This window comes from Streptomyces lydicus, from assembly GCF_000717345.1.
In the GTDB taxonomy this organism is placed as follows: Bacteria; Actinomycetota; Actinomycetes; order Streptomycetales; family Streptomycetaceae; genus Streptomyces; species Streptomyces lydicus.
Window position 1 is genome coordinate 1 of sequence record NZ_JNZA01000057.1, and the last position, 23016, is coordinate 23016.

Sequence of the window (23016 nt, forward strand, 5' to 3'; positions counted from 1 at the left end):
AGGGAGGGCCGGGGCCGTGCGCACCACCCGGGCCGGGACGCATCACCGGGGGCCGTTGCGGAGAGGGGCCCGGCCCCGACGGAGAGGGGCCCGGCCCCGACGGAGAGGGGCCCGGCCCCGACGGCGATCCGCGGCCGGCGACAGAGATCCCGCTCCCCCGACACCGATCCGCGCCCCGCGCCCCGCGACGAGATCCCACCCCGTCCCCGACGCCGATCGGCAGCCTGCGAACCCGGACCCCACCCCGTCCCCGCCGGCGATTCGTGGCCGGACCCCCGTCGTGTCAGTGTCGGATGCGAGACTTCGGCAGGTGAACGTTTCGCGTGACAGTCGACCCGCGTCGGCCGCTTCTTCGGGGGAGCTGCCGGCGCCGACAGCGAGCCCGCCGCAGGGGGCGGTCCCGGCCGGCGTCAGGTCGGTCCGGCTCACGGAGCTGCGCGGGGCCGGAGTGCGGCCCCGGCCGCTGGACGCCCGGGCGCTCGCCGCGCTGGCCGCCAATCCCGGTTGCCGGCGCCGCGCGCTGCTGGACGGCGCGGGTGTCGACAAGGCAGCGCTGGCCAGGGCGTTGGGGGCGCCCGCGGCGTACGGGCAGTCCCAGTTCGCGATCATGAGGGGCCATGCGTTCGAGGCCCGGGTGAAGGCCGACGGCGGCACGGAACTGCTGCGGCTGCTGCACGAGCGGCTCGCCCCGGGCACCGAGCCCCCCGCGCCGGACGCGGTCGCCACGCCCGATCTGTCCGCGGCCGGTCCGGAGGGCAGGGCGGCGCGTACGGCGCTGGCGCTGCGCGAGGCGACCGCGGCCGGCGGCTGGGCGCTGCTCGACCATCCGATGCTGGCCGTCGAGGTGGCCGGCTCGCCGGCGTATGTGGAGCCGGACGCGGTCGTGGTGCATCCGGACGGCAGCTGGACGGTCGTCGAGATCAAGTCCTTCCCGATGATCGACGGTTCGGCGGACGCCGCCAAGGTGGGCGCGGCGGCGCGCCAGGCGGCGGTGTACGTGCTGGCCCTGGAGCCGGTCGCCGGGCACGTCGGCGCGCGCACCGGCCGTACGGTGCGGGTGCGCGACCGGGCGCTGCTGGTGTGCCCGAAGGACTTCTCCAACCTCCCGACGGCCGCCGTGGTCGACGTCCGCAAGCAGCTCGCCACGACCCGGCGGCAGCTGGCCCGGCTGACCCGGGTCGAGGAGATCGCCGCCGGTCTGCCGGCGGAGACGACGTTCGACCTGCGGCTGGCGGACGACGGGAAGACCGCGACCCGGCCGGCCGAGGAGCTGGTCGAGGCCGTCGAGGCGGTCGACGCGGCCTACGCCCCCGAGTGCCTGGCCGCCTGTGAGCTGGCCTTCCACTGCCGCACGCGGTCGCGTCAGCAGGGCGCGGTGGAGGCGCTGGGGCGCGGTGTGCGGGGCGAGTTGGGCGGGCTGCGCACGGTCGAGGAGGTGCTGGCGGCGGCCGCGGAGCCGGCGGCGCCACCCGGTGAACCGGAGGAGCCGGAGGGCCCGGACGATCCGGCCGTGCTCGCGCTGCGCCGGGCCGCCGCACTGCGCGCCGAGGCGCTGGCCGGCGCCGCCGTACCGCCACCGCGGACCGAGGAGCCCGGATGTCACTGATCGAGTCGCTGGCCAGGATGGAGGCGGTGGCGGCGGGCCGCGCCCGTCCGCGGTGCACGGTCCGGCACCGCCACCTGTCCGAACGCCCCCTGGTGCTGGTCCTGTTGACGACGGCCGGTGAGGCCGGCGCCCCTCTGGGCGCGCTGGTCGGCACGGACCGGGAGAAGCCCGTGCTGCTGGCCGTCCCGCAGCCGCGCGACCGGGACCTGCGGTTCGCGTTCCTCGCCGAGCTGGCCGAGACGATGCTGCCGTACGTGGACGGCTTCGCGGACGACGTCGAGTGGGAGGAGCGCAAGGAGACCGACCCGGAGACCGGCAAGAAGGTCCCGGTGCAGGTCGAACTGTGCGCGGACGCCCCGCAGGTGATCGTGCCGAGCGCCGGTGGCATCGAGTTCGTGCGGCTGCTGGGCCGCTCGATGCGGTTCCGGCGGACGGCCGAGCAGGAGCCGGAAACGCCGTACCCCGCCCCGCCGCACGTCCCGCTGCTGGGCCGCTGGCTGACGCACTTCGGCGAGCGCGCCCGGGTTCCCGGCGCCGGCCTCCTGGTGTCCATGACGGGCCTGCTGACCCGCCATTGGGCGACCGGGCAGAGCGCGCTGGAGGACCAGCACCTGGGCGCCCTGCTCGCCTGGATCGACCCGCCGGCGGGCCTGTCGGGCCAGGAGGCGGCCGAGCGCGCCGAGTCGGCGCGGGACGCGGACGGGCAGCTGCGGTGCCCGCCGGCCGGCCCGGCCACCGACCCGGCGTTCGACAACCGGCTGCTCGCACCGGCGATGGCCCGTTACGACGCCGGGCTGCCGGGCGCCGAGGAGGAGTTCCGGGCCTTGGTCGAGGGGCAGTTGCGGCCGACCTGGGACGCGGTGTGGCGGGGCGTCGACCTGCTGCGGACGCTGCCGGAGGGCGCCCGGGTCGCCGACCGCTGGAAGCGCGACCGCTGGTCGTACACCGCGCACCGCGACCGGGTGCGCGCCGGGGAGCCGCCGCAGCCCAAGCGGGACGACGCGGTCACCGCCGCCCAGAAGCTGTCCGCGCGGGAGACCGCACAGGCCCAACTGGACGCCCAGGAAGCCCTGGACGACCCGCTGGTGATGGCGGGCCGCAGGCTGGCCGGCGAGGCATTCCGGGGCACCGTCACCGGCGTCGAGATGGCGATGTCGGAGGGCAAGCGCCCCATGCCGCGCCCGCTGGTCACGCTCCGCACGGACGACCGCCCCCACCTGTCGCAGGGCGCCAGGCTGCACCGCCCGCTGGCCGACGGCCGTACCCAGTCCGCCGAGTTCGTGGCTTACGCGGACGGGGATCCGGGCATGCCGGTGGTGCGGCTGACGGGCGGGATGGGGCGCGGCAGGACGCCGGAGGCCGGTTCGGTGCCGGAGCCGGGCGAGGCGGTGTGCTGGACGCTGTTCGAGCACTCCCCGCGCGGCGGCCCGGAGCTGCCGGCCCCGGAGGACACGCCCTGGACGCACGGCGGCCCGCCGCCCGGCGCCGGGGACGCGCCGCCCGAGACCCCCGACCCCGTGACCGCGGAGGACTTCCTGTGACCCCCGCCCGCCCCTCGACGAGCCCGGAGCGCACCGCGGTATGACGGCCATCCAGGACCCGTACGCCACCGGCCCCCGGGCCGCCTTCGACCCCGCCGCGGCGGCCACCGCGGCCACCGACGCGATCCTGCACGACACGCTGCACGGCACCCGGCGCGGCGTGGTCGTCGACTCCCCGCCCGGGGCCGGCAAGTCGACGCTGGTGGTGCGCGCGGCCCGGGAACTCGCCGCCGCCGGACGCCCGTTGATGGTGGTGGCGCAGACCAACGCACAGGTCGACGACCTCGTGCTGCGGCTCGCCGGGAAGGACCCCGAGCTGCCGGTCGGCCGGCTGCACAGCAGCGAGCCGGGCGCCTTCGACCCGGCGCTGGCGGAGCTGCCGTCGGTGCGTACGTCCGCGAAGGCCGCCGATCTGGCCGGGATGGACATCGTCGTCGCGACGGCCGCGAAGTGGGCCTACACCAAGGTCGAGGAGCCCTGGCGGCACGCCATCGTGGACGAGGCGTACCAGATGCGGTCGGACGCGCTGCTCAGCGTGGCCGGGCTCTTCGAACGGGCGCTGTTCGTCGGCGACCCGGGCCAGCTGGACCCCTTCAGCGTGGTCGGCGCCGAGCAGTGGGCCGGTCTGGCCTACGACCCGTCGTCCAGCGCGGTCGCCACCCTCCTGGCGCACAACCCCGACCTCCCGCAGCACCGCCTGCCCGTGTCGTGGCGGCTGCCCGCCTCCGCCGCGCCGCTCGTCTCCGGCGCGTTCTACCCGTACACGCCGTTCCGCAGCGGCACCGGGCACGGGGACCGGCGGCTGGCGTTCGGCGTGCCGGGAGACGGCTCGGGGGTGGACCGGGTGCTGGACGAGGCCGCGGAGTCCGGCTGGGGGCTGCTGGAGCTGCCCGCCCGGCACACCCCGCGGACGGATCCGGAGGCGGTGGGCGCGGTGGCGCTGGTGGTGCGGCGGCTGCTGGACCGCGGCGGCGCGGCGACCAGCGAGCAGTCGCCGGAGCCCGCGCCCCTCACGGCGGACCGGATCGCGGTCGGCACTGCCCACCGCGACCAGGCCGCGGCCGTCCGCACCGCGCTGGCGGGCCTGGGGGTGCGGGACGTCACGGTGGACACCGCCAACCGCCTTCAGGGCCGCGAATTCGATGTGACGGTCGTCCTCCACCCGCTGTCCGGCCGGCCCGACGCCACCGCCTTCCACCTGGAGACCGGCCGGCTGTGCGTGCTGGCCTCCCGCCACCGCCACGCCTGCATCGTGGTCTGCCGCGCCGGTGTCACCGACCTGCTGGACGAGCACCCGTCGACCGAGCCGGTACGGCTGGGCGTCACGGTCAAGTTCCCGGACGGCTGGGAGGCACACCACGCGGTCCTGGCGCACCTGGAGGAACACCGCGTGCGGTGGCGGCCCTAGGGGCGCCGGGCGTCCGGTGGGGACGGAGCGACCGGAGCGTGCGCCCGACCCCTGAGGGCCCCCTTGCGCGCAGCGGGACAATGGAATGCGGCACACGATCTGGAGGTACGTACATGTCCGAGCCGCGACCGGCTCCCGACCCACGCGGTGCGGCGCCCCGCCCCCGGCGTATGAAGCCCGCGCAGCTGCTCTTCGAGCCGCCCGAGGCCGTTGCCGACCCCGAGCACTTCTTCGACCTGGAGTCGATAGAGGACCCGCGCGAGCTGCTCAGCCGGGCCACGGAGCTGACGCTGGCCTTCCGCGCCGCCGCCGACCGCGCGACGGAGTTCCAGGCGCTGGCCGCCGCCCAGCTGGCCGACCCCAGCCGATTCGACCGGCTGCCGCTCGCCGTGCTCGCCGAGCAGGCGGAGTGGACCGAGGACTACGCGCAGAAGATGGTCGAGTTCGGCCGCAGCCTGCTGCGGAGCGGCAGCAGCCCACTGGGCGACATGGACTGAGCACCCCGCCCCGACCCCCGACCCCACCTTTCACATTCCTCCCATCGACCTCACACGCCTTGTTGCGGCTCATGGGCCACGACCATGAGCCGCTGGCATATGCGAGGCGGGCAAGATACCGGGCCCCGCGACCCGCTGTCCCGGTTTCCGGCAATGAGCCAAGTCGGTACGTGTCGTATCGGTAGACCTGTCCCCATGAGCGACTGGCTGCCCGAGACCCCCCGGACCCCGGACTTTCCCACCACGTCCTACGTCACCCTCGCGGGCGCCGACTGGCTCGCCTCGGCCGCGCCCCGTCCGGACGAACTGCACGCGCTCTGGGCCCTGCGGCCGGCCGCGCCGAGCGTGCTGCCCTGCGGCACGGCGTTCGACGTGATCAACGTTCCGGCGCTCTTCGGGCGGCGGATGGTGGATCGGCTGTGGTCCGACGGCCCCGGCTCGGGCCCGGTGGCGGCACACCGCGGGCGGCTGCTGCTGTTCGCCGCCCCGGGCACCGCCCAGCGGCTGCCGGCGCTGCTCGTCTGGGAGGAGTGGGCCGCGGCCGTCCCGCCGCTGCTGTACCACGGCACCGGCGACGCGGTGACCGTTCCGCCGCTGCACCCCCACCCGGGGACCGGCACCGCCGGCGCCCGGCCCGCGTACACCGACACCCCGTCCGCGTACGGCGCCCCGGACGCCCCGTCCGGCGACCCGGCCGACCTCGCGTCGCCCAGTACCTCCCGCTGGCTGGTCGCGCCGGACGTCCGCAAGCCCTGGCTGCCGGGGCCCGACGTACTGCTGTGGGCCTGTGTCCGGGCGGCCCGCCCGGTGGCCGGGGTGAAGCGGGAAGCCGCAGCTCAGCCCCCGGTTTCGGCGCTGGCGCAGGGCTGAGACAAACCGATTTTTGCCCTCCCCGATCAGGATGCTAATGTTTTCCCCGTCAGCAGGCGCCGCTAGCTCAGTTGGTTAGAGCAGCTGACTCTTAATCAGCGGGTCCGGGGTTCGAGTCCCTGGCGGCGCACAGACAGTCGAAGGCCCCCACTCCGGTGGGGGCCTTCGTCGTGTCGTCAGCCGCGGCCGACCTTGACCGCCCAGTCGCCGTCGCTCGACCGGCCCGCGACCTGGATGCGTACGCCGTCCTTCGCGTCGTCCATGCTCTCCCCGACGCCCAGGGGCGCGTCCGCGAGCGGCGGATAGACGGAGGTGCCCCAGCAGGCGGACGTGTCGGGGTGCCCGTCGAGGACGTGCACGGGCCCCGAGCCGGAGGGGGTGTCGCTCTGCACGCGGTAGACCAGGACCCCCTCGGTGCACAGCGCGCGGTCGTTGCCGAGGGCCGCGCGGGCCTCGATGGCCAGCGCGCTGTCCGGGCCGGTCCGGACCACCAGGAGGCGGGGCCGGCGCTGGCTGCGGGGCTCCTTGGGGGCACCCAGGGTCCGGAGGGTGTGCAGGGTGGGGTCGGTCAGATCGACGCAGTCAACCTGGTTGTCGGCGATCCAGCCGAGCTTCCACTTGTGCCAGGCGAAGGGGTCGGGCGCCAGTCCGAACTGGCTCCCCATGAGGTCCCAGTCACCCACATGAACGTCCCAGTCACCCTTGCGCCCCTGTGGGCGGTGGTAGAGATCGGGCAGGTCGAAGACGTGTCCGGTTTCGTGGGCGAGGACATTGCGGTCCGGCGGACTCTGCTCGAAGACGGTGACGAACCGGCGCAGGTCGCGGTCATCGGCGTGCATCGGCTGATCGAGATTGACCACTTTGGTGGCGTCCGCATCCACGCCCGGAGCATCCGGATCGGCGACGAAATAGACCATGTCGTAGCGGCTGAAGTCCACCGACGGATCCGCCGCGGCGACCGCGTCCCGCAGGTAGTCCGCCCGCCGCGTGGAGTCCCAGTCGCGCCGTATCCCGTACGCGACCGACGTGCGCGGCATCTTCACCCAGGAGCGGTGCACGTGCGGGCGAAGCCGGAACCTGCCGTACGAGGCGCGTGCGAAGAACGTCGAGGTGGCGGGGAAGTAGTCGCGGGAGAGCTCCTGCGGGGAGGCGGCCGGGCGGGAGTCCCGGAAGGACAGGTAGATCATGACCGCGTCGAGCGGGCGGTCCGGCCGGGTGTAGGCGCCGTTCCAGCTGTCGAGGCCCTCGGAGTGGTGGGCGTCGGTGCGGCCCAGCGCACAGGAGAGGGCGGCCTCGGAGGCGGTGGCGGGGCCGGCGACGATGGACGTCGCGACGAGCGCGCTCAGGGACGTGATGACGGCCGCGACGCGCCGCATGCGGCGGCGGTGGTCCACCCCGTCGACGGTCCGGGAGCGCGGCACACATACCTCCAGGGACGGATTCGGAGACCTCATCTACCCTGTGGCGATTTAATGCTATTCGTCCTGTTTCGAAGGCCCAGACGAGTGACCGGCGCGTCTTGGCCGCGCCGTAACGGAAAGTCACAAACGACCAAGGGGGCAATCGGTACGAACAGAGTCGGGCAGAAATGGCTGAAGTTCCGTCATGCGTGCCGACGATCACGGCTGCGTCGCTGGATCGGCCGTCGTGCCAGCCTCTATGATCGCCACACTTTCCAGCGCGAGAAGCACCCTCCATCACGAGACCAGCGCCATGCGGGAGCGAGCAGTGAGCGGACACCCCGACAGCCCGGGCCGCACCCCCGGCGCGACACTGCCCTCAGTGACGGAACGTAACGGTACGACCAAAGAATCCGCCGAGGTGCGGCCCGCCCCGGCGGGCCACTGCGACGACGCCGCCGCCTCGCTCGGCGACTACCGCGCGGCCTTCCACGCCGGGCGCCTGGCGATGGCGGTGCTCAACCGCGACGGGCTGGTGCTCGCCGCCAACCCGGCCTTCGGCGAGCTGGTCGGCGCCGGCCCCGAAGAGCTGGTGGCCGCCACCGCGGCGGACCTCACCGACCTCGGCGCCGACCCCCGGGTGTGGACGGCCTACCGCGAGGTGCTGTGCGGGCGCAGCGACCGGTTGCGCTGCACCCGCCGCCTCAAACACCCCGAGGGGCACTCCGTATGGGTGGAAGTGACCGTCGAGCCGTTGACCCCGGAACCGCTCAGCGGTGAGGAGCGGATGCTGCTGTCGGTCGCGGACATCAGCGACCGGCACGACCTGCTGGCCCGGCTGCGGCATCTCCAGATGCACGACCCGGTCACCCGTCTGCCCAACCGGGCGCTGTTCTTCGAGCGGCTCTCCGCCGCGCTGGATGCGGCCTCCTTCGAGCCGGCCGGCACCGGCCGGATCGGGCTGTGCTACCTCGACCTGGACGGCTTCAAGGCCGTCAACGACACCCTCGGCCACCGCGTCGGCGACCGGCTGCTGAGCGCGGTGGCGCAGCGGCTGACCCGCTGCGCGGAGGGCACCGCGGACCGCGGGAGCGGCCGGGGCGAGCATCTGGTGGCGCGGCTCGGCGGTGACGAGTTCGCTCTTCTGGTGGAGAACTCCACCGGGACCGAGCAGGTGGCCGAACTCGCCCAGCGGGTCCTCGACGCGCTGCAGCGCCCGTTCGACCTGGCCGGGCAGCGGCTGTCGGTGTCGGCGAGCATCGGCGTGGTGGAGCGGACCGCCACCGGCACCACCGCCACCGGCCTGATGCAGGCCGCGGACACCACGCTGTACTGGGCCAAGGAGGACGGCAAGGCCCGCTGGACGCTCTTCGACCCCGAGCGCAACGCCCACCGGATGACCCGGCAGGCGCTGTCCAGCACTCTGCGGCCGGCCGTCGACCGCGGCGAATTCACCCTGGAGTACCAGCCGCTGATCGGACTGGGTGACGGCCGGGCGCAGGGCGTCGAGGCCCTGGTGCGCTGGCGGCACCCGCAGTTCGGGACGCTGCCGCCGAATCGGTTCATCGCGCTGGCGGAGGAGAACGGCGCGATCGTCGAACTGGGCCGCTGGGTCCTGGAGCGCGCCTGCCACCAGGCGCGCTCCTGGCAGCTGGCGCACCCCAGCGACCAGCCGCTGTTCGTCAGCGTCAATGTGGCCGTACGTCAGGTGTGGGACTCCGACCTGGTCGCGGACGTCGCCGGCATCCTCGCCGAGACCGGGCTGCCGCCGGAGCTGCTGCAACTGGAGCTGACCGAGTCCGCGGTCATGGGATCGGCCGGCCGGCCGCTCCAGGCCCTCCAGGCGCTGAGCGACATGGGCGTACGGATCGCCATCGACGACTTCGGCACCGGCTACTCCAACCTCGCCTACCTCAGCCGGCTGCCGGTCTCCGTCCTCAAGCTGGACGGCTCCTTCGTCCGCGGCTTCCGCTCCCAGGAGCACCCCAACCCGGCGGACGAGATGATCGTCGAGGCGCTGGTCGCGCTGGCGCACCGGCTGGGCCTGACGGTCACCGCGGAGTGCGTGGAGAGCGCCGAGCAGGCGGAGCGGCTGCGCCGGATCGGCTGCGACACCGGGCAGGGCTGGCTGTACTCCCGGCCGGTGGCGCCGGACCGGGTCGCGGCGCTCTTCATCTAGCCCCGCAGTCGTCTGAACCGTCGGTTCCGGGACCTGTTCGCCGGCGGGGGCGTCAGCCCGTTCCGCCCCCGCCGGCACACCCTCGTGCCGCCGGCCTAGAGCCCGTACGCGTCCGCGATCAGCTCGTACGACCTCAGCCTGGCCGCGCCGCCGTGGGCGTTGGCGGTGATCATCAGTTCGTCGGCGCCGGTGCGCTTGGCGAGGTCGTCGAGACCCTGGCGGACCGCGTCGGGGGTGCCATGGACGACGTTGCCGAGCCAGCTGTCGACGAAGCCGCGCTCCAACTCGTCGAAGGGGTACGCCTCGGCCTCCTCGGGGCTCGGGACCAGGCCCGGGCGGCCGGTGCGCAGCCGGACCATGGACAGCGCGCCGGTCATGACCTGACGGCGCGCCTCGCGCTCGTCCTCGGCGGCCAGCGCCGCGACCCCGATCAGGGCGTACGGCTCGGAGAGCACCTCGGAGGGGCGGAAGGACGCCCGGTAGAGGTCGAGCGCCGGGACGGTGTTGGCCGCGGAGAAGTGGTGCGCGAAGGCGAACGGCAGGCCGAGGGAGCCGGCGAGCCGGGCGCTGAAGCCGGAGGAGCCCAGCAGCCACAGGGGCGGCCGGTGCGGCGACTGCACGCCGCCCGACGAGGTGGCCTGGACCGGACCGGGGACCGCGTGGATCTTCGCGTACGGGTGGCCGTCGGGGAAGGAGTCGTCCAGGAAGCGGGTCAACTCGGCGAGCTGCTGCGGGAAGTCGTCCGCCCCCTCGTTCAGGTGCCGGGTCCTGCGCAGCGCGGCGGCGGTGGCGCCGTCGGTGCCCGGCGCGCGGCCCAGGCCCAGGTCGACCCGGCCGGGGGCCATCGCCTCCAGGGTGCCGAACTGCTCGGCGATGACCAGCGGGGCGTGGTTGGGCAGCATGACGCCGCCGGAGCCGAGCCGGATCCGTTCGGTGTGCGCGGCGAGGTGGGCCAGCAGCACCGCAGGGGAAGAGGAGGCGACGCCGGGCATGGAGTGGTGCTCGGCGACCCAGTAGCGGTGGAACCCGCGGCGCTCGGCCGTCCGGGCGAGGGTGACGGCGGTGCGTACCGCGTCCGCCGCGGTGTTGCCGGCGCCGACGGTGACCAGGTCGAGCACGGACAGCGGCACCGGGGCGCTGCCCCGGGCGGTGGCCCGTATCCCGTCCTCGCCGTCGCGGATCGTCCGGCCGCTGTCCCGGGTCTGGTCGTCTTCGCCGCTCACGGTGCGGGTCCTCCTCGCGTTGCGCTGGGTGTGCGAGGAGGACAACCGGAGAGCGTCTCCACTTATTCCCGGGTCAGGAGCGTTATTCCCCGGTCAGGAGCGGATGCCGTGGAGTCGGCCGGACGGGCCCGCTACCGGCCGGCGGTGCGGGTGAAGAGCGTGCCCAGGGCCGGGCAGGAGAGCTTCCGGTCCAGCAGCCGCAGGCCCTCCCAGGCCGTCACCTGATTGGCCGTGAGCACCGGCTTGCGCAGTTCCGCCTCCAGCGCCGGGAGGTGCTCGGCGGTGTGCAGGGCGGTGTCGGGCAGCAGCACGGCCTCGGCGTCCGGATGGTCGCCGGCCCGGGCGAGCGCGAGCACCTCCTCGCGGCCCCAGGTGCCGACCTCGGCGGCGGTGATGATGCCGCTGCCGCGGGTCGAGACGACCTCCGTGCCGGCCGACTTCAGGAACGCCCGGAAGTGCTCGGCCACGTCCTCCGGGTAGGTCGCGGCGATCGCGACCCGGTGGGCGCCGAGCGCCTGGACCGCGTGCGCGAAGGCGAAGGACGTACTGGAGGCGGGCAGGCCGGCGGTGACGGACAGCTCCCTGACCTGTTCGTGGGCGCCCTCCCAGCCGAAGACGAAACTGGCGCTCGTGCAGGCCCAGACGACGGCCTCGGCGCCGCGCTCCTTCAGCTCCTCGACGCCGGCCGCCAGCCGGGCGGCGGAGCCCATCTCCAGCAGCGCGTCGACCCGGTGGGCGTCCTCGCCGATGTCGGTGTGCACGAGCGGCAGGCGGACCGAGCCGCCCAGGATCGTCTCCAGCCGGGGGTAGTCGTCCTCGGCGGAGTAGCCGGGGTAGAGGAAGCCGACCGATGCCATGCAGATCTCCCTTGCGTGTGCGGGTGCCGGGGCGTTCATGGGTGCGGGGCGTTTCCCGGGTCGTACGAGAAGGTCGGGAAGGAGCACCGCCGGCGACACGGCGCGCGGCGCCGGCGGCGTCCGGTAGGGGGTCGGGTTCGGACCGGCCTCAAACCGGGGGCAGCGGACCGGGATCCTCGGGTGGGTAGGGCGACGGGTCGCCGCCGTCCACCGGCTCACCCTCGGGCGGTGCGGGTGGACCGGCGAAGGCGGCCTCGGGCGTCACCCGCGGGGTCCCCGCCTCCGGCCCGGCCGGCGCGGACCCGGTCATCGCGGCCGGCCCGCGGCGCGCCACCGGATCGAGCAGCGCCTGGTACGGGCCCACGGCGGCCACGCCGATCTCCCGTAGCGCGGCCCACATCGTGACCTGGTTGGCGGACAGCACCGGCATCCGCAGCTCGGCCTCCAACTGCGGGATGACGTCGTACGTCGGCAGGTTCGTACAGCTGATGAAGAGCGCGTCGGCGGCACCGACGACGGCGGCGCGGGCCATGTCGACGACATCGCGGTAGGGCACCTTCCAGATGTGCCGGGTCAGTCCGAGGTAGGCGCGGCCGGTGACCGTGATGCCCGCCTCGCCGAGATAGTCCTCCAGGGAGTCGGTGACCGATTTCGTGTAGGGCGTGACCACGGCGATGCGCCGCGCGCCGATCTCGCGCAGCGCGTCGATCAGCGCGCCCGAGGTGGTGAGGGAGGGCACCTCCCCCGCCTGGACCATGGCAGCACACATGGCCCGCTCGCCCGCGACCCCGCCGACAAAGCTGCCGGAGGTGCAGGCATAGCAGATGACCTGCGGTGATACCGCGCACAGCGCCTGGACGGCAGCGTCCAGCGTTTCGTGCTCGCTGACCAGACGGGCCAGGTCGAGGCTGACCTCGACGGGCACGAAGGGAGTTCGGGTGAGGTGGAGGGACACGTCGTCGGGTACCCAGCGCCACAGCTCGCGGTCGAGCGCGAAGTCAAAAGGGGCGACAACGCCCACACCGAGCTGAGGCTGGGGGCCACCCAGAAAGGAGACGTCCATTGAAGGCCCCTAGAAAACGAAGGGCTGATGGCCAGGCCAGTGGCCGGGGATGAGGTGCAGCCGGAGCAAGCCGGGACGTCGGGACAGAGCCGTTGTTGACACCGTAGATACGACTTCTTAGCGTGGTCAATCCTCGCATCTCAGGCATCTGCCGGCGCCCCTTTCCATTGAAAGGGGCTCACGTTTCAGAACGGTTTCGACCCATGACCGAAAGCACCGTCCTCGTCCTGGGATCCGACCCGCCGCCGAAGCTCGACAGGCTGGCCGGACGGGCCCAAGTGATCTTCACGGACGAGACCTCGCTGGCCGACCGACTCCCCTCCGCCGACGTGCTGTTGGCCTGGGACTTCACCTCCGATGCGATCCGCGGGGCCTGGCCCCTGGAAGGCCCCAGACCGCGCTGGGTGCACACCGCGAGCGCGGGCGTGGACCAGCTGATGTGCCCGGCGCTGATCGCCGACGACACGGTCGTGACCAACGCCCGGGGCGTCTTCGAGCAGCCGATCGCCGAGTATGTCGCCGGGCTGATCCTGGCCATGGCCAAAGATTTTTACGGAAGTTGGGAGCTTCAGCGGCAGCGGCGCTGGCAGCATCGCGAGACGCGGCGGCTGGCCGGCACCCGGGCGGTCGTGGTCGGCTCCGGGCCGATCGGCCGGGCCATCGGGACGACCCTCCTGGCACTGGGTGTCAAGGTCGATCTGGTCGGCCGCCGGGAGCGGAAGGACGACCCGCAATTCGGGCTCGTCCATGCCAGTGACGCGCTGAACGGCCTGCTGGGACAGGCGGATTGGGTGGTGTGCGCGGCGCCCCTGACGGACGCCACCCGCGGCCTGTTCGACAAGGCGGCGTTCGCCCGGATGCCGGCACGGGCGCGGTTCATCAACGTCGGACGCGGCCCGATGGTCGTCGAGGCGGACCTGATCGCGGCGCTGCGCGAGTGGCGGATCGCGGCGGCGGCACTGGACGTCTTCGAGCACGAGCCGGTGCCCTCGGACAGCGCGCTGTGGGACGTGCCGCATCTGATCGTCTCGCCCCACATGAGCGGGGACACGCTGGGCTGGCGGGACGCGCTGGCCGAACAGTTCCAGGACAACTTCGACCGGTGGGCGGCCGGCGAGCCGCTGCTCAACGTCGTCGACAAAAGGCTCGGGTACGTACCGGTGCAGTGACGGCGCGGCGGCCGTGCCCGGCACGGCCGCCGCGCTCCCACCCGCCGCCTCCCCCGGGGCGGCCGACGCTCGGAGGACGCATGACCACCGAACCGACCGACCTCGCCGACCTGACCGCCACCGCTCTGACGGCCGGGTACGCCGCCGGCGCCTTCTCCCCCGTCGAGGCCACCCGGGCCGTGCTGGAGCGCGCCGAGGCCGCCCAGGCCGCGACGAACTGCTTCACCCGGATCGACGCGGACGAGGCGCTGTCCGCCGCCGGGGAGTCGGCCGGGCGCTGGCGGGCGGGTGCGCCGGCCGGCCCGGTGGACGGGGTGCCGGTCACCGTCAAGGACCTGATCCTGACCCGGGGCACCCCGACGCTGCGCGGATCGCGGACGGTCCGGGCCGACGGCCCCTGGGAGGAGGACGCGCCGTCGGTGGCCCGGCTGCGGGAGTCCGGGGCGGTGTTCCTCGGCAAGACCACCACCCCGGAGTTCGGCTGGAAGGGCGTCACCGACAGTCCACGGCACGGGGTGACGGGCAATCCGTACGCCCCCGGGCGCACCTCGGGCGGCTCCAGCGGCGGGAGCGCGGCGGCGGTGGCGCTGGGCGCCGGGCCGCTGAGTCTGGGCACGGACGGCGGGGGTTCGGTGCGCATCCCGGCGTCGTTCTGCGGGATCTTCGCGCTCAAGGCGACCTACGGGCGGGTGCCGCTGTATCCGGCGAGCCCGTTCGGGACGCTGGCGCACGTCGGGCCGATGACCCGGAACGCGGCGGACGCGGCGCTGATGATGGACGTGATCTCCGGCGCGGACTGGCGCGACTGGTCGCAGCTCGGGCCGGCCGCCGGCTCCTTCCGGGAGGCGGTGGCCGGCGGAGTGGCGGGGCTGCGGGTGGCCTTCAGCCCGTCGCTGGGCTGGGACGTGGCGGTGGCTCCCGAGGTCGCCGCGGCGGTCCGGGGCGCCGCCGAGACGCTCGCCGAGCTGGGTGCGCACGTCGAGGAGACCGACCCGGGGATCGCCGACCCGGTGGAGGCGTTCCACACCCTGTGGTTCAGCGGTGCGGCCCGGGTGGTGCAGCACCTGGACGACACCCGGCGGGCGCTGCTGGACCCGGGGCTGCGGGAGATCTGCGAGCAGGGCGCCCGCTACAGCGCGCTGGACTATCTGGCGGCGGTCGACACCCGGATGGCGCTGGGTCAGGCGATGGGCCGCTTCCACCGGACGTACGACCTGCTGGTGACGCCCACCGAGCCGATCACCGCCTTCGAGGGCGGCGTGGAAGTGCCGTCGGGTTCCGGCCACGCCCGTTGGACGGGCTGGACGCCGTTCACCTACCCCTTCAACCTCACCCAGCAGCCGGCCGCGACCGTGCCCTGCGGGGTGGACGGCGCGGGTCTGCCGATCGGCGTCCAGCTGGTGGGTGCGCGGCACGCGGACGCGCTGGTGCTGCGTGCCGCGCATGCCCTCTACGAGGCGGGGACCGCGGGGATTCCGGCGCCGCCGGCTCCCTGAGGGGAAGCGTTCGTGGACCGCCTTCCACGGCCCGTGACGTCCGGGAACGCCGTCGCACCACCAACGGAGTAACGGCCCACCCCTTTTCCTGCCCCTAGGCTCGTCGCCCATGGGGGCGGACATCGACGGTGTGATCGAGACACGGGCATCGGGCGGCGGCTGGGAGATGCAGTTCGATCTGCCGGACTTCGGGCTCGGGCGGCAGCGCTTCGCCTGGGAGTGCCTCTTCGGCTTCGGCGGGGGCCTCGGTGTGGAACGGGCACTGTTCGACCAGCGGGGGCTGCCGGACGACGTCTCGGAACCGGTCGCCGGCGCGTGCCAGGAATGGCACCACAGCCACTCGTACGCGACGTGGGCCGACGTCGCGGCGGTCGACTGGGACGGACCGCTGTCCGACGGTCCCGATTACTCCCGCGTCGGCGTATGGCGGCCGGTCCCGGGCGGCGAGCTCGCCCTGGACGACGTCGTCTGGGCACCGATCGAGGTGCTCGACGCGGCGGAGCAGGGCTTCGGCGAGGATCTGATGCCGTCGGAATGGCCGCAGGGCGGCGAGGTCCACCTGGACGGCGCCGTGTACCGCCCGGTGGTCCTCACACCCCGCATGTTCGTCCCGCCGGACGGCAGCTGGGGCCCGGTGTGGGCGGCGATGCGCGAACTGGCGGCCGTGCACGGCGACGAGAACGTCCGCCTGGTGGTCTGGTTCGGCTGAGCGGGGCCGGTCCCGAAGGCCGTGTCCGGAAAGCAGCACCGGCTGCCCGTAGCCCGTGCGGGACTTTCCGGACACGGCTCAGGGGGTGTCTCCGCCTAGGCCCGGCGGAAGTTGAGGGTCTCCCCCAGGGCCCCGGCCCGCCACAGGTCCTGGCAGGCGTCGGCCATCCGGTCGAGCCCGTCGACGACGCTGCCCCAGACGATTCCGGGCACCCAGCCCGCGTCGCCGTTGATCAGCAGATTGTTGCGCTCGTAGAACAGCGCGAGGTCGACGACGGTGGCGCGGCCCCGGTGCTCGGCCTGCCGCTCATAGCCGTAGGAGGCGGTACCCAATTGGGTGTCGCTGAACGTGAAATAGCACAGGTCGCCGGGGATCGGGGTGATCGTCGGGTTCTCCAGCGGCGGCTCCTCGGGAGCGAACGGCGCCAGCAGGGCGTAGATCTCGTTGCGGGCGTATTTTGCGTGGTAGACGTCGCCGCCGAGTGGCAGCGCGTCCCAGACGGCATTGCAGGTGATCGGCGCGCGGTCGTCGAGCAGTTTCGCCGTGCAGCTCACGCCGCGCTTGTCGAGCGAGACTTCGATGAAGCGATCGGTCATGCTCAGATCGTAGGGGGGCAATACCGGCGTACGGAACAGCATGGAACAGTACGGAACTCCTCAGCACCGGTCGCATCAAGGGCCGGAAACGATCGGCATAAGTGCCGGCGATTCGGGTAGCCGCGCGCCCATGGCTTCACCACCATGGAACACCTCAGAGATCACAGGCCAATTGACGCGCGGCATCCGCCGCCGGTCGCTGCTCGCGGGGGTAGCGGCGCTCGGCGCAGCGGGTGCCCTGGGAGCGGCCACCGGCTGCTCCCGCGTCGACGTCAGCGGGGCCACGGACGGCGGTCACCTGCTCGAGGACCTGCGCAAAAAGGGCACCGTGCGCATGGGAATCGCCAGTGAACCGCCCTACGCCTCGATCAACAGCAAGGGCGAGCTGACCGGCGAGGCACCGGCGGTCGCCAAAACGATCTTCCAGCGGCTCGGGATCCGGAATTTCGAGCCGGTCCCGGTCGAGTTCGGCGCGCTGGTGCCCGGCCTGCACTCGTTCCAGTACGACGTGATCGTCGCGGGCATGTTCATCAACAAGGCGCGCTGCGCCGCGGTGCTCTTCTCCGACCCGGATTACGAGTCGAAGGACGCCTTTCTCGTTCCCAAGGGGAACCCGCACAAGATCAAGGATTATCCGGATATCGCCCGGCAGCATCTCCGGATGGGCACCGGAATCGGTTACGCGGAGATCGATTACGCGGTCGGCAACGGCGTCAAGAAGAGCACGATCCAGACCTACGGCGACCAGATCGCCGGAATGGAGGCACTGGAGGCGGGACGCATCGACGCCTTCGCCGGTACCGCGCTGACCATGATCGAGGCGCTGAAGACCGGTAAGCACCCCAAGGTGCAGATGACCTCCCCGTTCACTCCGACGGTCGACGGCAAGCAACAGCGGGACGGCGGCGGCTACGGCTTCCGGCTCGGCGAGACGAAACTGCGCGACGCCTTCAACGGTGAGCTGCAGAAGATGAAGAAGAGCGGCGAACTCCTGCGCATTGCCAAGCCCTTCGGCTTCACCGAGGAGTTCATGACCGACCTCACCGCGAAGGAGCTCTGCAAAAAGTGACCTCTGCGCTGTGGGAACTCTTCTTCAAGGGGCTGTGGATCACCGTCCAGCTGATGGTCTACAGCGCCGCCCTGGCCGCCGTCGTCGCCTTCGGCATCGGTCTGTCCCGTACCTCGCGCCTGTGGATCGTGCGCTTCCTGTCCGGTGTGTACGTGGAGTTCTTCCGCGGCACCTCGGCGCTGGTGCTGATGTTCTGGCTGTTCTTCGCGCTGCCCCTGCTGGGCTGGCAGCTCGCCGGCATCTGGGCGGGCACCCTGGCCCTCGGACTGTCCTACGGGGCGTACGGCTCGGAGATCGTGCGCGGCGCCCTCCAGGCGGTGCCGGCCGCCCAGCGTGAGGCGGCGGTCGCGCTGAACTTCACGCCCTGGCAGCGGCTGCGGAAGGTGCTGCTGCCGCAGGCCGTCCCCGAGATGATGCCGCCGTTCAACAACCTGCTGATCGAGCTGCTCAAGGGCACCGCGCTGGCGTCGCTGCTGTCCATCGGCGAGCTCACCTTCCAGGCCAAGCTGGCCCGGCTGTCCACGGGCCAGAGCGCCCAGGTCTACGGAATCATCCTCGTGCTGTACTTCGCGGTCGCGTTCGTGGTGACCCGGATCATGCGCCTGCTGGAACGCCGCGCCAAGGCATCGGTGGGCCGGGCGGTGCCCAAGGGCGAGGGCTGGTTCTCCCGCAAGCTGCCCGTCGAGAAGCAGGGTCCCGAGGCGCTGGCCACCGGAGGCAAGCCGTGAACAACTGGTCGTGGAGCTACGTCGGCGAGATCATGCCCGACATCCTCAAGGGGCTGTGGATCACCATCCAGGCCACCTTCTACGGCTCGCTGGTGGCCTTCGCGCTCGGACTGGTGTGGGCGCTGCTGCTGCGTTCGCCGAGCCGCTGGGTCACCTGGCCGGTCAGCATCGTCGTCGAATTCATCCGCAACACCCCGCTGCTGGTGCAGCTGTTCTTCCTGTTCTTCGTCCTGCCGGGCTGGGGACTGACCTTCGCGCCGCTGACCACGGGCGTGATCGGCCTGGGGCTGCACTACTCGACGTACACCTCCGAGGTGTACCGCGCCGGTATCGACGGCGTGCCGCCCGGGCAGTGGGAGGCCGCGACCGCGCTGAGCCTGCCGCGCCGGCGCACCTGGACCGCGGTGATCCTCCCGCAGGCGTTCCGCCGGGTGGTGCCCGCGCTCGGCAACTACGTCATCGCGATGTTCAAGGACACGCCGCTGCTGGCCGGCATCACCGTCGCCGACATGCTCTTCCAGGCGAACAGCATCAGCGCCACCACCTTCGACTACCTGGAGCCGATCACCGTCGTCGGCATCCTCTTCGTGGTCATCTCCTACCCCACCTCCCTCCTCCTGCGAGCCCTGGAGCGTCGTCTTGTCCGCTGACAGCACCCCCTCGAAAGAAACGGCCGGCGCGGCGGACGGGGGCCCCACCGGGGCGAGGTCCGCGGCCGGCACCGAGCTGATCCGCTTCGACCACGTCACCAAGCGGTTCGGGACCAACACCGTGCTGGACTCGCTGGACTTCACGGTCTCCTCCGGCAAGCACGTCACCCTCATCGGCCCGTCCGGCTCCGGCAAGACCACGATCCTGCGGCTGCTGATGACGCTGCTGAAGCCGGACGAGGGCACCATCAAGGTCGGCGGTGAGTACCTGACGCACGAGGAGAAGGGCGGCAAGCTCGTCCCGGCCGGGGAGAAGCACGTCCGGGAGGTCCGCAAGAACATCGGCATGGTGTTCCAGCAGTTCAACCTCTTCCCCAACATGAAGGTGCTGCGGAACATCACCGAGGCGCCGGTGCACGTCCTGGGGCTGGACAAGGACGCCGCCGAGGAGCGGGCCCGGGACCTGCTGGAGCTGGTGGGCCTGACCGAGCACCTCGACAAGTACCCCAACCAGCTCTCCGGCGGACAGCAGCAGCGGGTCGCCATCGCCCGGGCGCTGGCGATGCGCCCGCAGGTGCTGCTGCTGGACGAGGTGACCTCGGCGCTGGACCCGGAGCTGGTGGCCGGGGTGCTCGACGTCCTGCGGGACATCGCCCACACCACGGACATCACCATGCTCTGCGTCACGCACGAGATGAATTTCGCCCGGGACATCTCCGACGATGTCCTGATGTTCGACGCCGGGCGGGTCATCGAATCCGGGGCGCCCGAGAAGATCTTCACGGAGCCGGAGCACGAACGCACCCGGGAATTCCTCAGCGCGGTGCTGTGAAACAGCCGCGGTAGACACGCGGTTCACGGGTGGTGTGCCCCTCTTCGGACGGGGCGCACCACCTTTCGCATTCCACGGACGGGCACCATGCCCACCGAATCCCGGAATATCACCCCTCGACGGGTGGCTCAACCCTTCCTCAAGTCAGCCGCCTATGGCTGAAAACACGTCTACCGTCTACCGTTCCAGAACGGCCTGCGCGACTACCTGACGCCACCTCATGACCAGGGTGGAACAACGGAGTTGGGCCGTCCCAGGTGGTCTGTCCGCAGGCAATGCAACGGGGTCCCTTTTTCATGGGAAGGACAGTGGGAGACGTGAACGTCTCGTATTTCGCCACGGCCGTCAGCGCGTACGAGGAACCGCCGCTTCAGCACCGCGACGCCTACGCCGTCGTCGTCGCGAACACCGTCGCCGACCTGGAGCAGGTCGGCGAACTGCTGCACAGCAATCTGCCGGTCCTGCTCGTCCGCGATCTCGACCAGGCGCGGCGCCTGGTGGACGGCGAGCCGGCCGCCGCCGGCGGCGCGCGGCACGTACCGGCGCTCCAGGCCGGCCAGCTGGAGATCCGGCCGGACGAGCAACGGGCGTGGTGGCGCGGCGCCGCGCTGGAGCTGACCGGCCAGGAGATCGCCCTGCTGGCCTGCCTGGCCCGGCAGAGCGGCGGGGTGGTCTCGTTCCGGGAACTCGTCCGGGACGTGTGGGGGGCGTCCTGCGGGGTGGACACCACGGTGATCCACAGTGCCGTACGGCGGCTGCGCCGGAAGCTGGAACGGGCCGGGGTGGAGGTGCGTATCGCCTCGGTACGGGGCTACGGGCTGCGCCTGGCCGGTGAGGACGTGATCCGTCAGTGAACTGACATCGGCCCGACATTGGCCACCCCGCCGGGCTCCTCAAGACTGAGAGGCGAATCACCGGCGGGGACGCCGGCCGCGGGAATTCCGGGCTTCCGGAAATTGCCGCGGCCGGCTGCTTCCCCGCACCGCACCGAAACCCGAAGGGGATGCAGCATGCGTGTGCACAGGGCCTCTCGCGCACTCCTGGTGAGTGTCGCCGCCGCGGGAATTCTCGGTACGACGGGAATGGCGGCCACCGGCGCCGCGGCCGCGGACCACGGCCCCGCCGTAACGAAGAAAACCTGCAAGGTATCCGCCTACACCGACCGGGTCGACCGCAAGACCGACAAGTTCGGCAACGGCGCGATCAAGTGCAACTTCACGCCGGCCTACACCAAGCTCACCGTCACCCTCTACAAGGGCAAGAAGAAGATGGCGACGGCCCATTGCAGCAGCCACGGCAGGTCGTGCTTCAAGGCCACCAGGGAAGTCAAGGACGACGCCCGCATCCAGAAGTGGCGCACCAAGGTCACCGGCTCCTGGGGCCACGGGAAGTCGAAGACGGTGTGGAGCACGCCGATGTACGGCTGAGCCGTCCCGGCAGGCCCACGACTCTGAATCTCTGCTCGAATTCATGACCGGAAAAGGCAGGTGCGTATGCGCAGGATGATCGCGGGCGCCGCGGGGGCCGCACTGGCCGCCACCGCCCTGGTGGGTGCCCTCCCGGGCGCCGCCTCGGCCTCGGCGGGGGACGCGCCCCTCAAGAAGACCGTCTACAGCCAGAAGGCGAAGCCGACGAAGAAGTCGACGAAGTTCGACGCCAAGTGCAACACCGTCGGCAACGGCCACAAGAGCGCGGGCATGGCGTGCTTCCGGGCGAAGGGCGACCGGGTCTGGATCAAGGACACCGCACCGGGGGACGGGCTGCGCATCGAGGTACGCGGCATGACCAACTCCAACGGGAACCCGGGCTACCGCTGTTACGGCAACCACAAGGGCGGCTGGCAGGTCTGCAACTTCGACCGGCAGATGGCCGAGAAGCGGATCTTCCTCTGGTACGTCAGTACCTGGAAGGGCAGCAAGATCAAGTGGACCAGCGACGAGAAGATGCTGCGGACGTCCTGACGGCGTCCCGGCGGATGACGTGAGGTCTGCGGAACCGGCCACGGAATTGGCCGGTTCCGTACCCTCCTCGGCCCTCATCGGGTTACGCGCCGGCGCGGCCGGATGTGACCGGAGTGTGAAACTCCCTGGCAGTCAGCTTCGTGACCTTGGCATATGCCAGCGTCTCAACCGCCTGTACAGAAAACCGGGACGCGCTTCTTTTCGGTCAAGACCCCCTCCATCGAGGGCCGTTGGCCGCTATCGTGATAGCAGCCCTGTTGCCGGGCCGCGGTCGTCCCTGCGTCGACCGTGCCCGACGATGCGGCCACGACGCAAGCGGTACCAACCTGCTAGGGGGACACCGTGGCGCTGAAGCCCGAGCCGACCGCGCCGTTCCATTCGGTGCAGTACGCCCTTCGCGTGCTCGAAACGATCTCCCGGCACGCCGACGGCGTGACGGACGTCCAGATCGCACGCGAGACGGGGCTGTCCCCGGGACTGCTCGCCCACATGCTGTCGATGCTCCGGCGCGAGGGCTACGTGGAGCAGGTCACCGACGGGGCGTACGTGGTCGGGGACTCGCTCCTGCTCCTGGGATCGGGCGGTGACCGCGACCGGGCCCTGCGCGACAAGCTGCAGCTCACCCTGGACCAGCTCCGCGACTCGGTCGGTGCGGCGGTCTACATCAGCCGGTACATCGACGGCGAGGTCAAGATCCTGCACTACGCCGACGGACCGCTGGCGCCGAAGGTCAACGAGTGGGCCGAATTCCGCCGCACGGCGCACGCCAGCGCGGTCGGCAAGTGCCTGCTCGCGCAGCTCGACCACGACGGCCGCAAGGACCACCTCTCGCGCCACAAGACCGCCCGGCTCACCTCCCGGACGATCACCAACGAGAAGGTGCTGTTCCACAAGCTCGACAGCCAGCCGCCCACGGTCCCCGTCCTGGACCTCCAGGAGTACGCCGTCGGCACGGTCTGCGCGGCGGTACCGATCACCGCCGGTTCGACGGTCGGCTGCCTCGCGCTGTCCATGCCGCTGGAGCACGCCCACCGCCTGCGCCAGGCGGCCGACGCCCTCAACCGCAAGGCCGCCCCGGTCCTGCTGTCCCTGGCGATCTGAGCCGGGCGGGCGGGCACGGCCGGCAGGTGGTCAGGAGCACCCCTCTCGACCAGGTAGTATT

The 23016-nt window shown here is 72.1% G+C and carries 22 protein-coding genes and 1 tRNA gene; 18 read left to right on the plus strand and 5 right to left on the minus strand.

What is annotated here, in order from left to right; genetic code table 11:
* Window positions 1-310: 310 nt before the first annotated feature.
* The 6 genes from OO62_RS34085 (at window position 311) to OO62_RS34110 (ending at window position 6052) form a co-directional block, all read left to right on the plus strand.
* Complete coding sequence (locus OO62_RS34085; RefSeq protein WP_051733846.1) at window positions 311-1606, plus strand: hypothetical protein; 1296 nt, start codon at window positions 311-313, stop codon at window positions 1604-1606.
* Entirely contained in the window at window positions 1597-3147 is a 1551-nt protein-coding gene (locus tag OO62_RS34090; RefSeq protein WP_033271583.1) for a hypothetical protein, read from the plus strand. The genes OO62_RS34085 and OO62_RS34090 overlap by 10 nt, the downstream gene beginning before the upstream one ends.
* Window positions 3148-3187: 40 nt before the next feature.
* A complete protein-coding gene (locus OO62_RS34095) occupies window positions 3188-4555 on the plus strand; it encodes an AAA family ATPase (RefSeq protein ID WP_033271584.1) in 1368 nt (455 codons plus the stop codon).
* A gap of 113 nt (window positions 4556-4668) precedes the next feature.
* Entirely contained in the window at window positions 4669-5052 is a 384-nt protein-coding gene (locus OO62_RS34100; protein WP_051733847.1) for a hypothetical protein, read from the plus strand.
* 195 nt (window positions 5053-5247) lie between these two features.
* Window positions 5248-5922, plus strand: coding sequence for a bifunctional DNA primase/polymerase (locus tag OO62_RS34105; protein ID WP_033271586.1), 675 nt, complete (start codon window positions 5248-5250; stop codon window positions 5920-5922).
* Between the two features lie 56 nt (window positions 5923-5978).
* A tRNA-Lys gene (locus tag OO62_RS34110) sits at window positions 5979-6052 on the plus strand.
* Between the two features lie 46 nt (window positions 6053-6098).
* Here OO62_RS34110 and OO62_RS34115 read toward each other — a convergent pair.
* Window positions 6099-7343, minus strand: a complete 1245-nt coding sequence (locus OO62_RS34115; protein WP_033271587.1) for a M6 family metalloprotease domain-containing protein — start codon at window positions 7341-7343, stop codon at window positions 6099-6101.
* Window positions 7344-7704: 361 nt separating this feature from the next.
* Between OO62_RS34115 and OO62_RS34120 the strand changes: the two genes are divergently transcribed.
* Window positions 7705-9501 (plus strand): putative bifunctional diguanylate cyclase/phosphodiesterase, encoded by a 1797-nt coding sequence (locus tag OO62_RS34120; protein WP_033271606.1) that lies wholly within the window; start codon window positions 7705-7707, stop codon window positions 9499-9501.
* 95 nt (window positions 9502-9596) lie between these two features.
* Here the strand turns inward: OO62_RS34120 and OO62_RS34125 are convergent, their stop codons facing one another.
* From OO62_RS34125 to OO62_RS34135, 3 genes are all read right to left on the minus strand, one after another.
* Complete coding sequence (locus tag OO62_RS34125) at window positions 9597-10724, minus strand: LLM class flavin-dependent oxidoreductase (RefSeq protein ID WP_033271588.1); 1128 nt, start codon at window positions 10722-10724, stop codon at window positions 9597-9599.
* A gap of 131 nt (window positions 10725-10855) precedes the next feature.
* Window positions 10856-11581: a maleate cis-trans isomerase family protein gene (locus OO62_RS34130; RefSeq protein WP_033271589.1), complete on the minus strand. Its 726-nt coding sequence runs from the start codon at window positions 11579-11581 to the stop codon at window positions 10856-10858.
* Window positions 11582-11729: 148 nt separating this feature from the next.
* Window positions 11730-12644 carry a maleate cis-trans isomerase family protein gene (locus OO62_RS34135; RefSeq protein WP_033271590.1) on the minus strand — a complete coding sequence of 305 codons (915 nt, stop codon included), beginning with the start codon at window positions 12642-12644 and terminating at the stop codon, window positions 11730-11732.
* 203 nt (window positions 12645-12847) lie between these two features.
* Between OO62_RS34135 and OO62_RS34140 the strand changes: the two genes are divergently transcribed.
* From OO62_RS34140 to OO62_RS34150, 3 genes are all read left to right on the plus strand, one after another.
* Window positions 12848-13813: a D-2-hydroxyacid dehydrogenase gene (locus OO62_RS34140; protein ID WP_033271591.1), complete on the plus strand. Its 966-nt coding sequence runs from the start codon at window positions 12848-12850 to the stop codon at window positions 13811-13813.
* Window positions 13814-13893: 80 nt separating this feature from the next.
* Entirely contained in the window at window positions 13894-15309 is a 1416-nt protein-coding gene (locus OO62_RS34145; protein ID WP_033271592.1) for an amidase, read from the plus strand.
* Window positions 15310-15418: 109 nt separating this feature from the next.
* Window positions 15419-16018: a hypothetical protein gene (locus OO62_RS34150; protein WP_033271593.1), complete on the plus strand. Its 600-nt coding sequence runs from the start codon at window positions 15419-15421 to the stop codon at window positions 16016-16018.
* Between the two features lie 95 nt (window positions 16019-16113).
* Here the strand turns inward: OO62_RS34150 and OO62_RS34155 are convergent, their stop codons facing one another.
* Window positions 16114-16614, minus strand: coding sequence for a DUF3830 family protein (locus OO62_RS34155; RefSeq protein WP_033271607.1), 501 nt, complete (start codon window positions 16612-16614; stop codon window positions 16114-16116).
* A 130-nt stretch (window positions 16615-16744) separates the two neighbouring features.
* Here OO62_RS34155 and ehuB point away from each other — a divergent pair, with 130 nt between their 5' ends.
* The 8 genes from ehuB to OO62_RS34195 all read left to right on the plus strand — a co-directional run bounded on the left by ehuB (window position 16745) and on the right by OO62_RS34195 (window position 22955).
* A complete protein-coding gene (ehuB, locus tag OO62_RS34160; protein ID WP_051733848.1) occupies window positions 16745-17683 on the plus strand; it encodes an ectoine/hydroxyectoine ABC transporter substrate-binding protein EhuB in 939 nt (312 codons plus the stop codon).
* Window positions 17680-18411 carry an ectoine/hydroxyectoine ABC transporter permease subunit EhuC gene (gene ehuC, locus OO62_RS34165; RefSeq protein ID WP_033271594.1) on the plus strand — a complete coding sequence of 244 codons (732 nt, stop codon included), beginning with the start codon at window positions 17680-17682 and terminating at the stop codon, window positions 18409-18411. The genes ehuB and ehuC overlap by 4 nt, the downstream gene beginning before the upstream one ends.
* 32 nt (window positions 18412-18443) lie before the next feature.
* A complete protein-coding gene (gene ehuD, locus OO62_RS34170; RefSeq protein WP_033271609.1) occupies window positions 18444-19061 on the plus strand; it encodes an ectoine/hydroxyectoine ABC transporter permease subunit EhuD in 618 nt (205 codons plus the stop codon).
* Window positions 19051-19893 carry an ectoine/hydroxyectoine ABC transporter ATP-binding protein EhuA gene (gene ehuA, locus OO62_RS34175; RefSeq protein WP_381574202.1) on the plus strand — a complete coding sequence of 281 codons (843 nt, stop codon included), beginning with the start codon at window positions 19051-19053 and terminating at the stop codon, window positions 19891-19893. The genes ehuD and ehuA overlap by 11 nt, the downstream gene beginning before the upstream one ends.
* A gap of 317 nt (window positions 19894-20210) precedes the next feature.
* Window positions 20211-20747, plus strand: coding sequence for a winged helix-turn-helix domain-containing protein (locus OO62_RS37265; protein WP_051733849.1), 537 nt, complete (start codon window positions 20211-20213; stop codon window positions 20745-20747).
* A 156-nt stretch (window positions 20748-20903) separates the two neighbouring features.
* Window positions 20904-21320, plus strand: coding sequence for a hypothetical protein (locus tag OO62_RS34185; RefSeq protein WP_129323002.1), 417 nt, complete (start codon window positions 20904-20906; stop codon window positions 21318-21320).
* Between the two features lie 66 nt (window positions 21321-21386).
* On the plus strand, window positions 21387-21854 hold the full coding sequence (locus tag OO62_RS34190; RefSeq protein ID WP_033271596.1) for a hypothetical protein: 468 nt from the start codon (window positions 21387-21389) through the stop codon (window positions 21852-21854).
* A gap of 342 nt (window positions 21855-22196) precedes the next feature.
* The gene (locus tag OO62_RS34195) at window positions 22197-22955 is read left to right on the plus strand and encodes an IclR family transcriptional regulator (protein WP_033271597.1); all 759 of its coding nucleotides are present in this window, start codon (window positions 22197-22199) and stop codon (window positions 22953-22955) included.
* Window positions 22956-23016 lie beyond the last annotated feature (61 nt).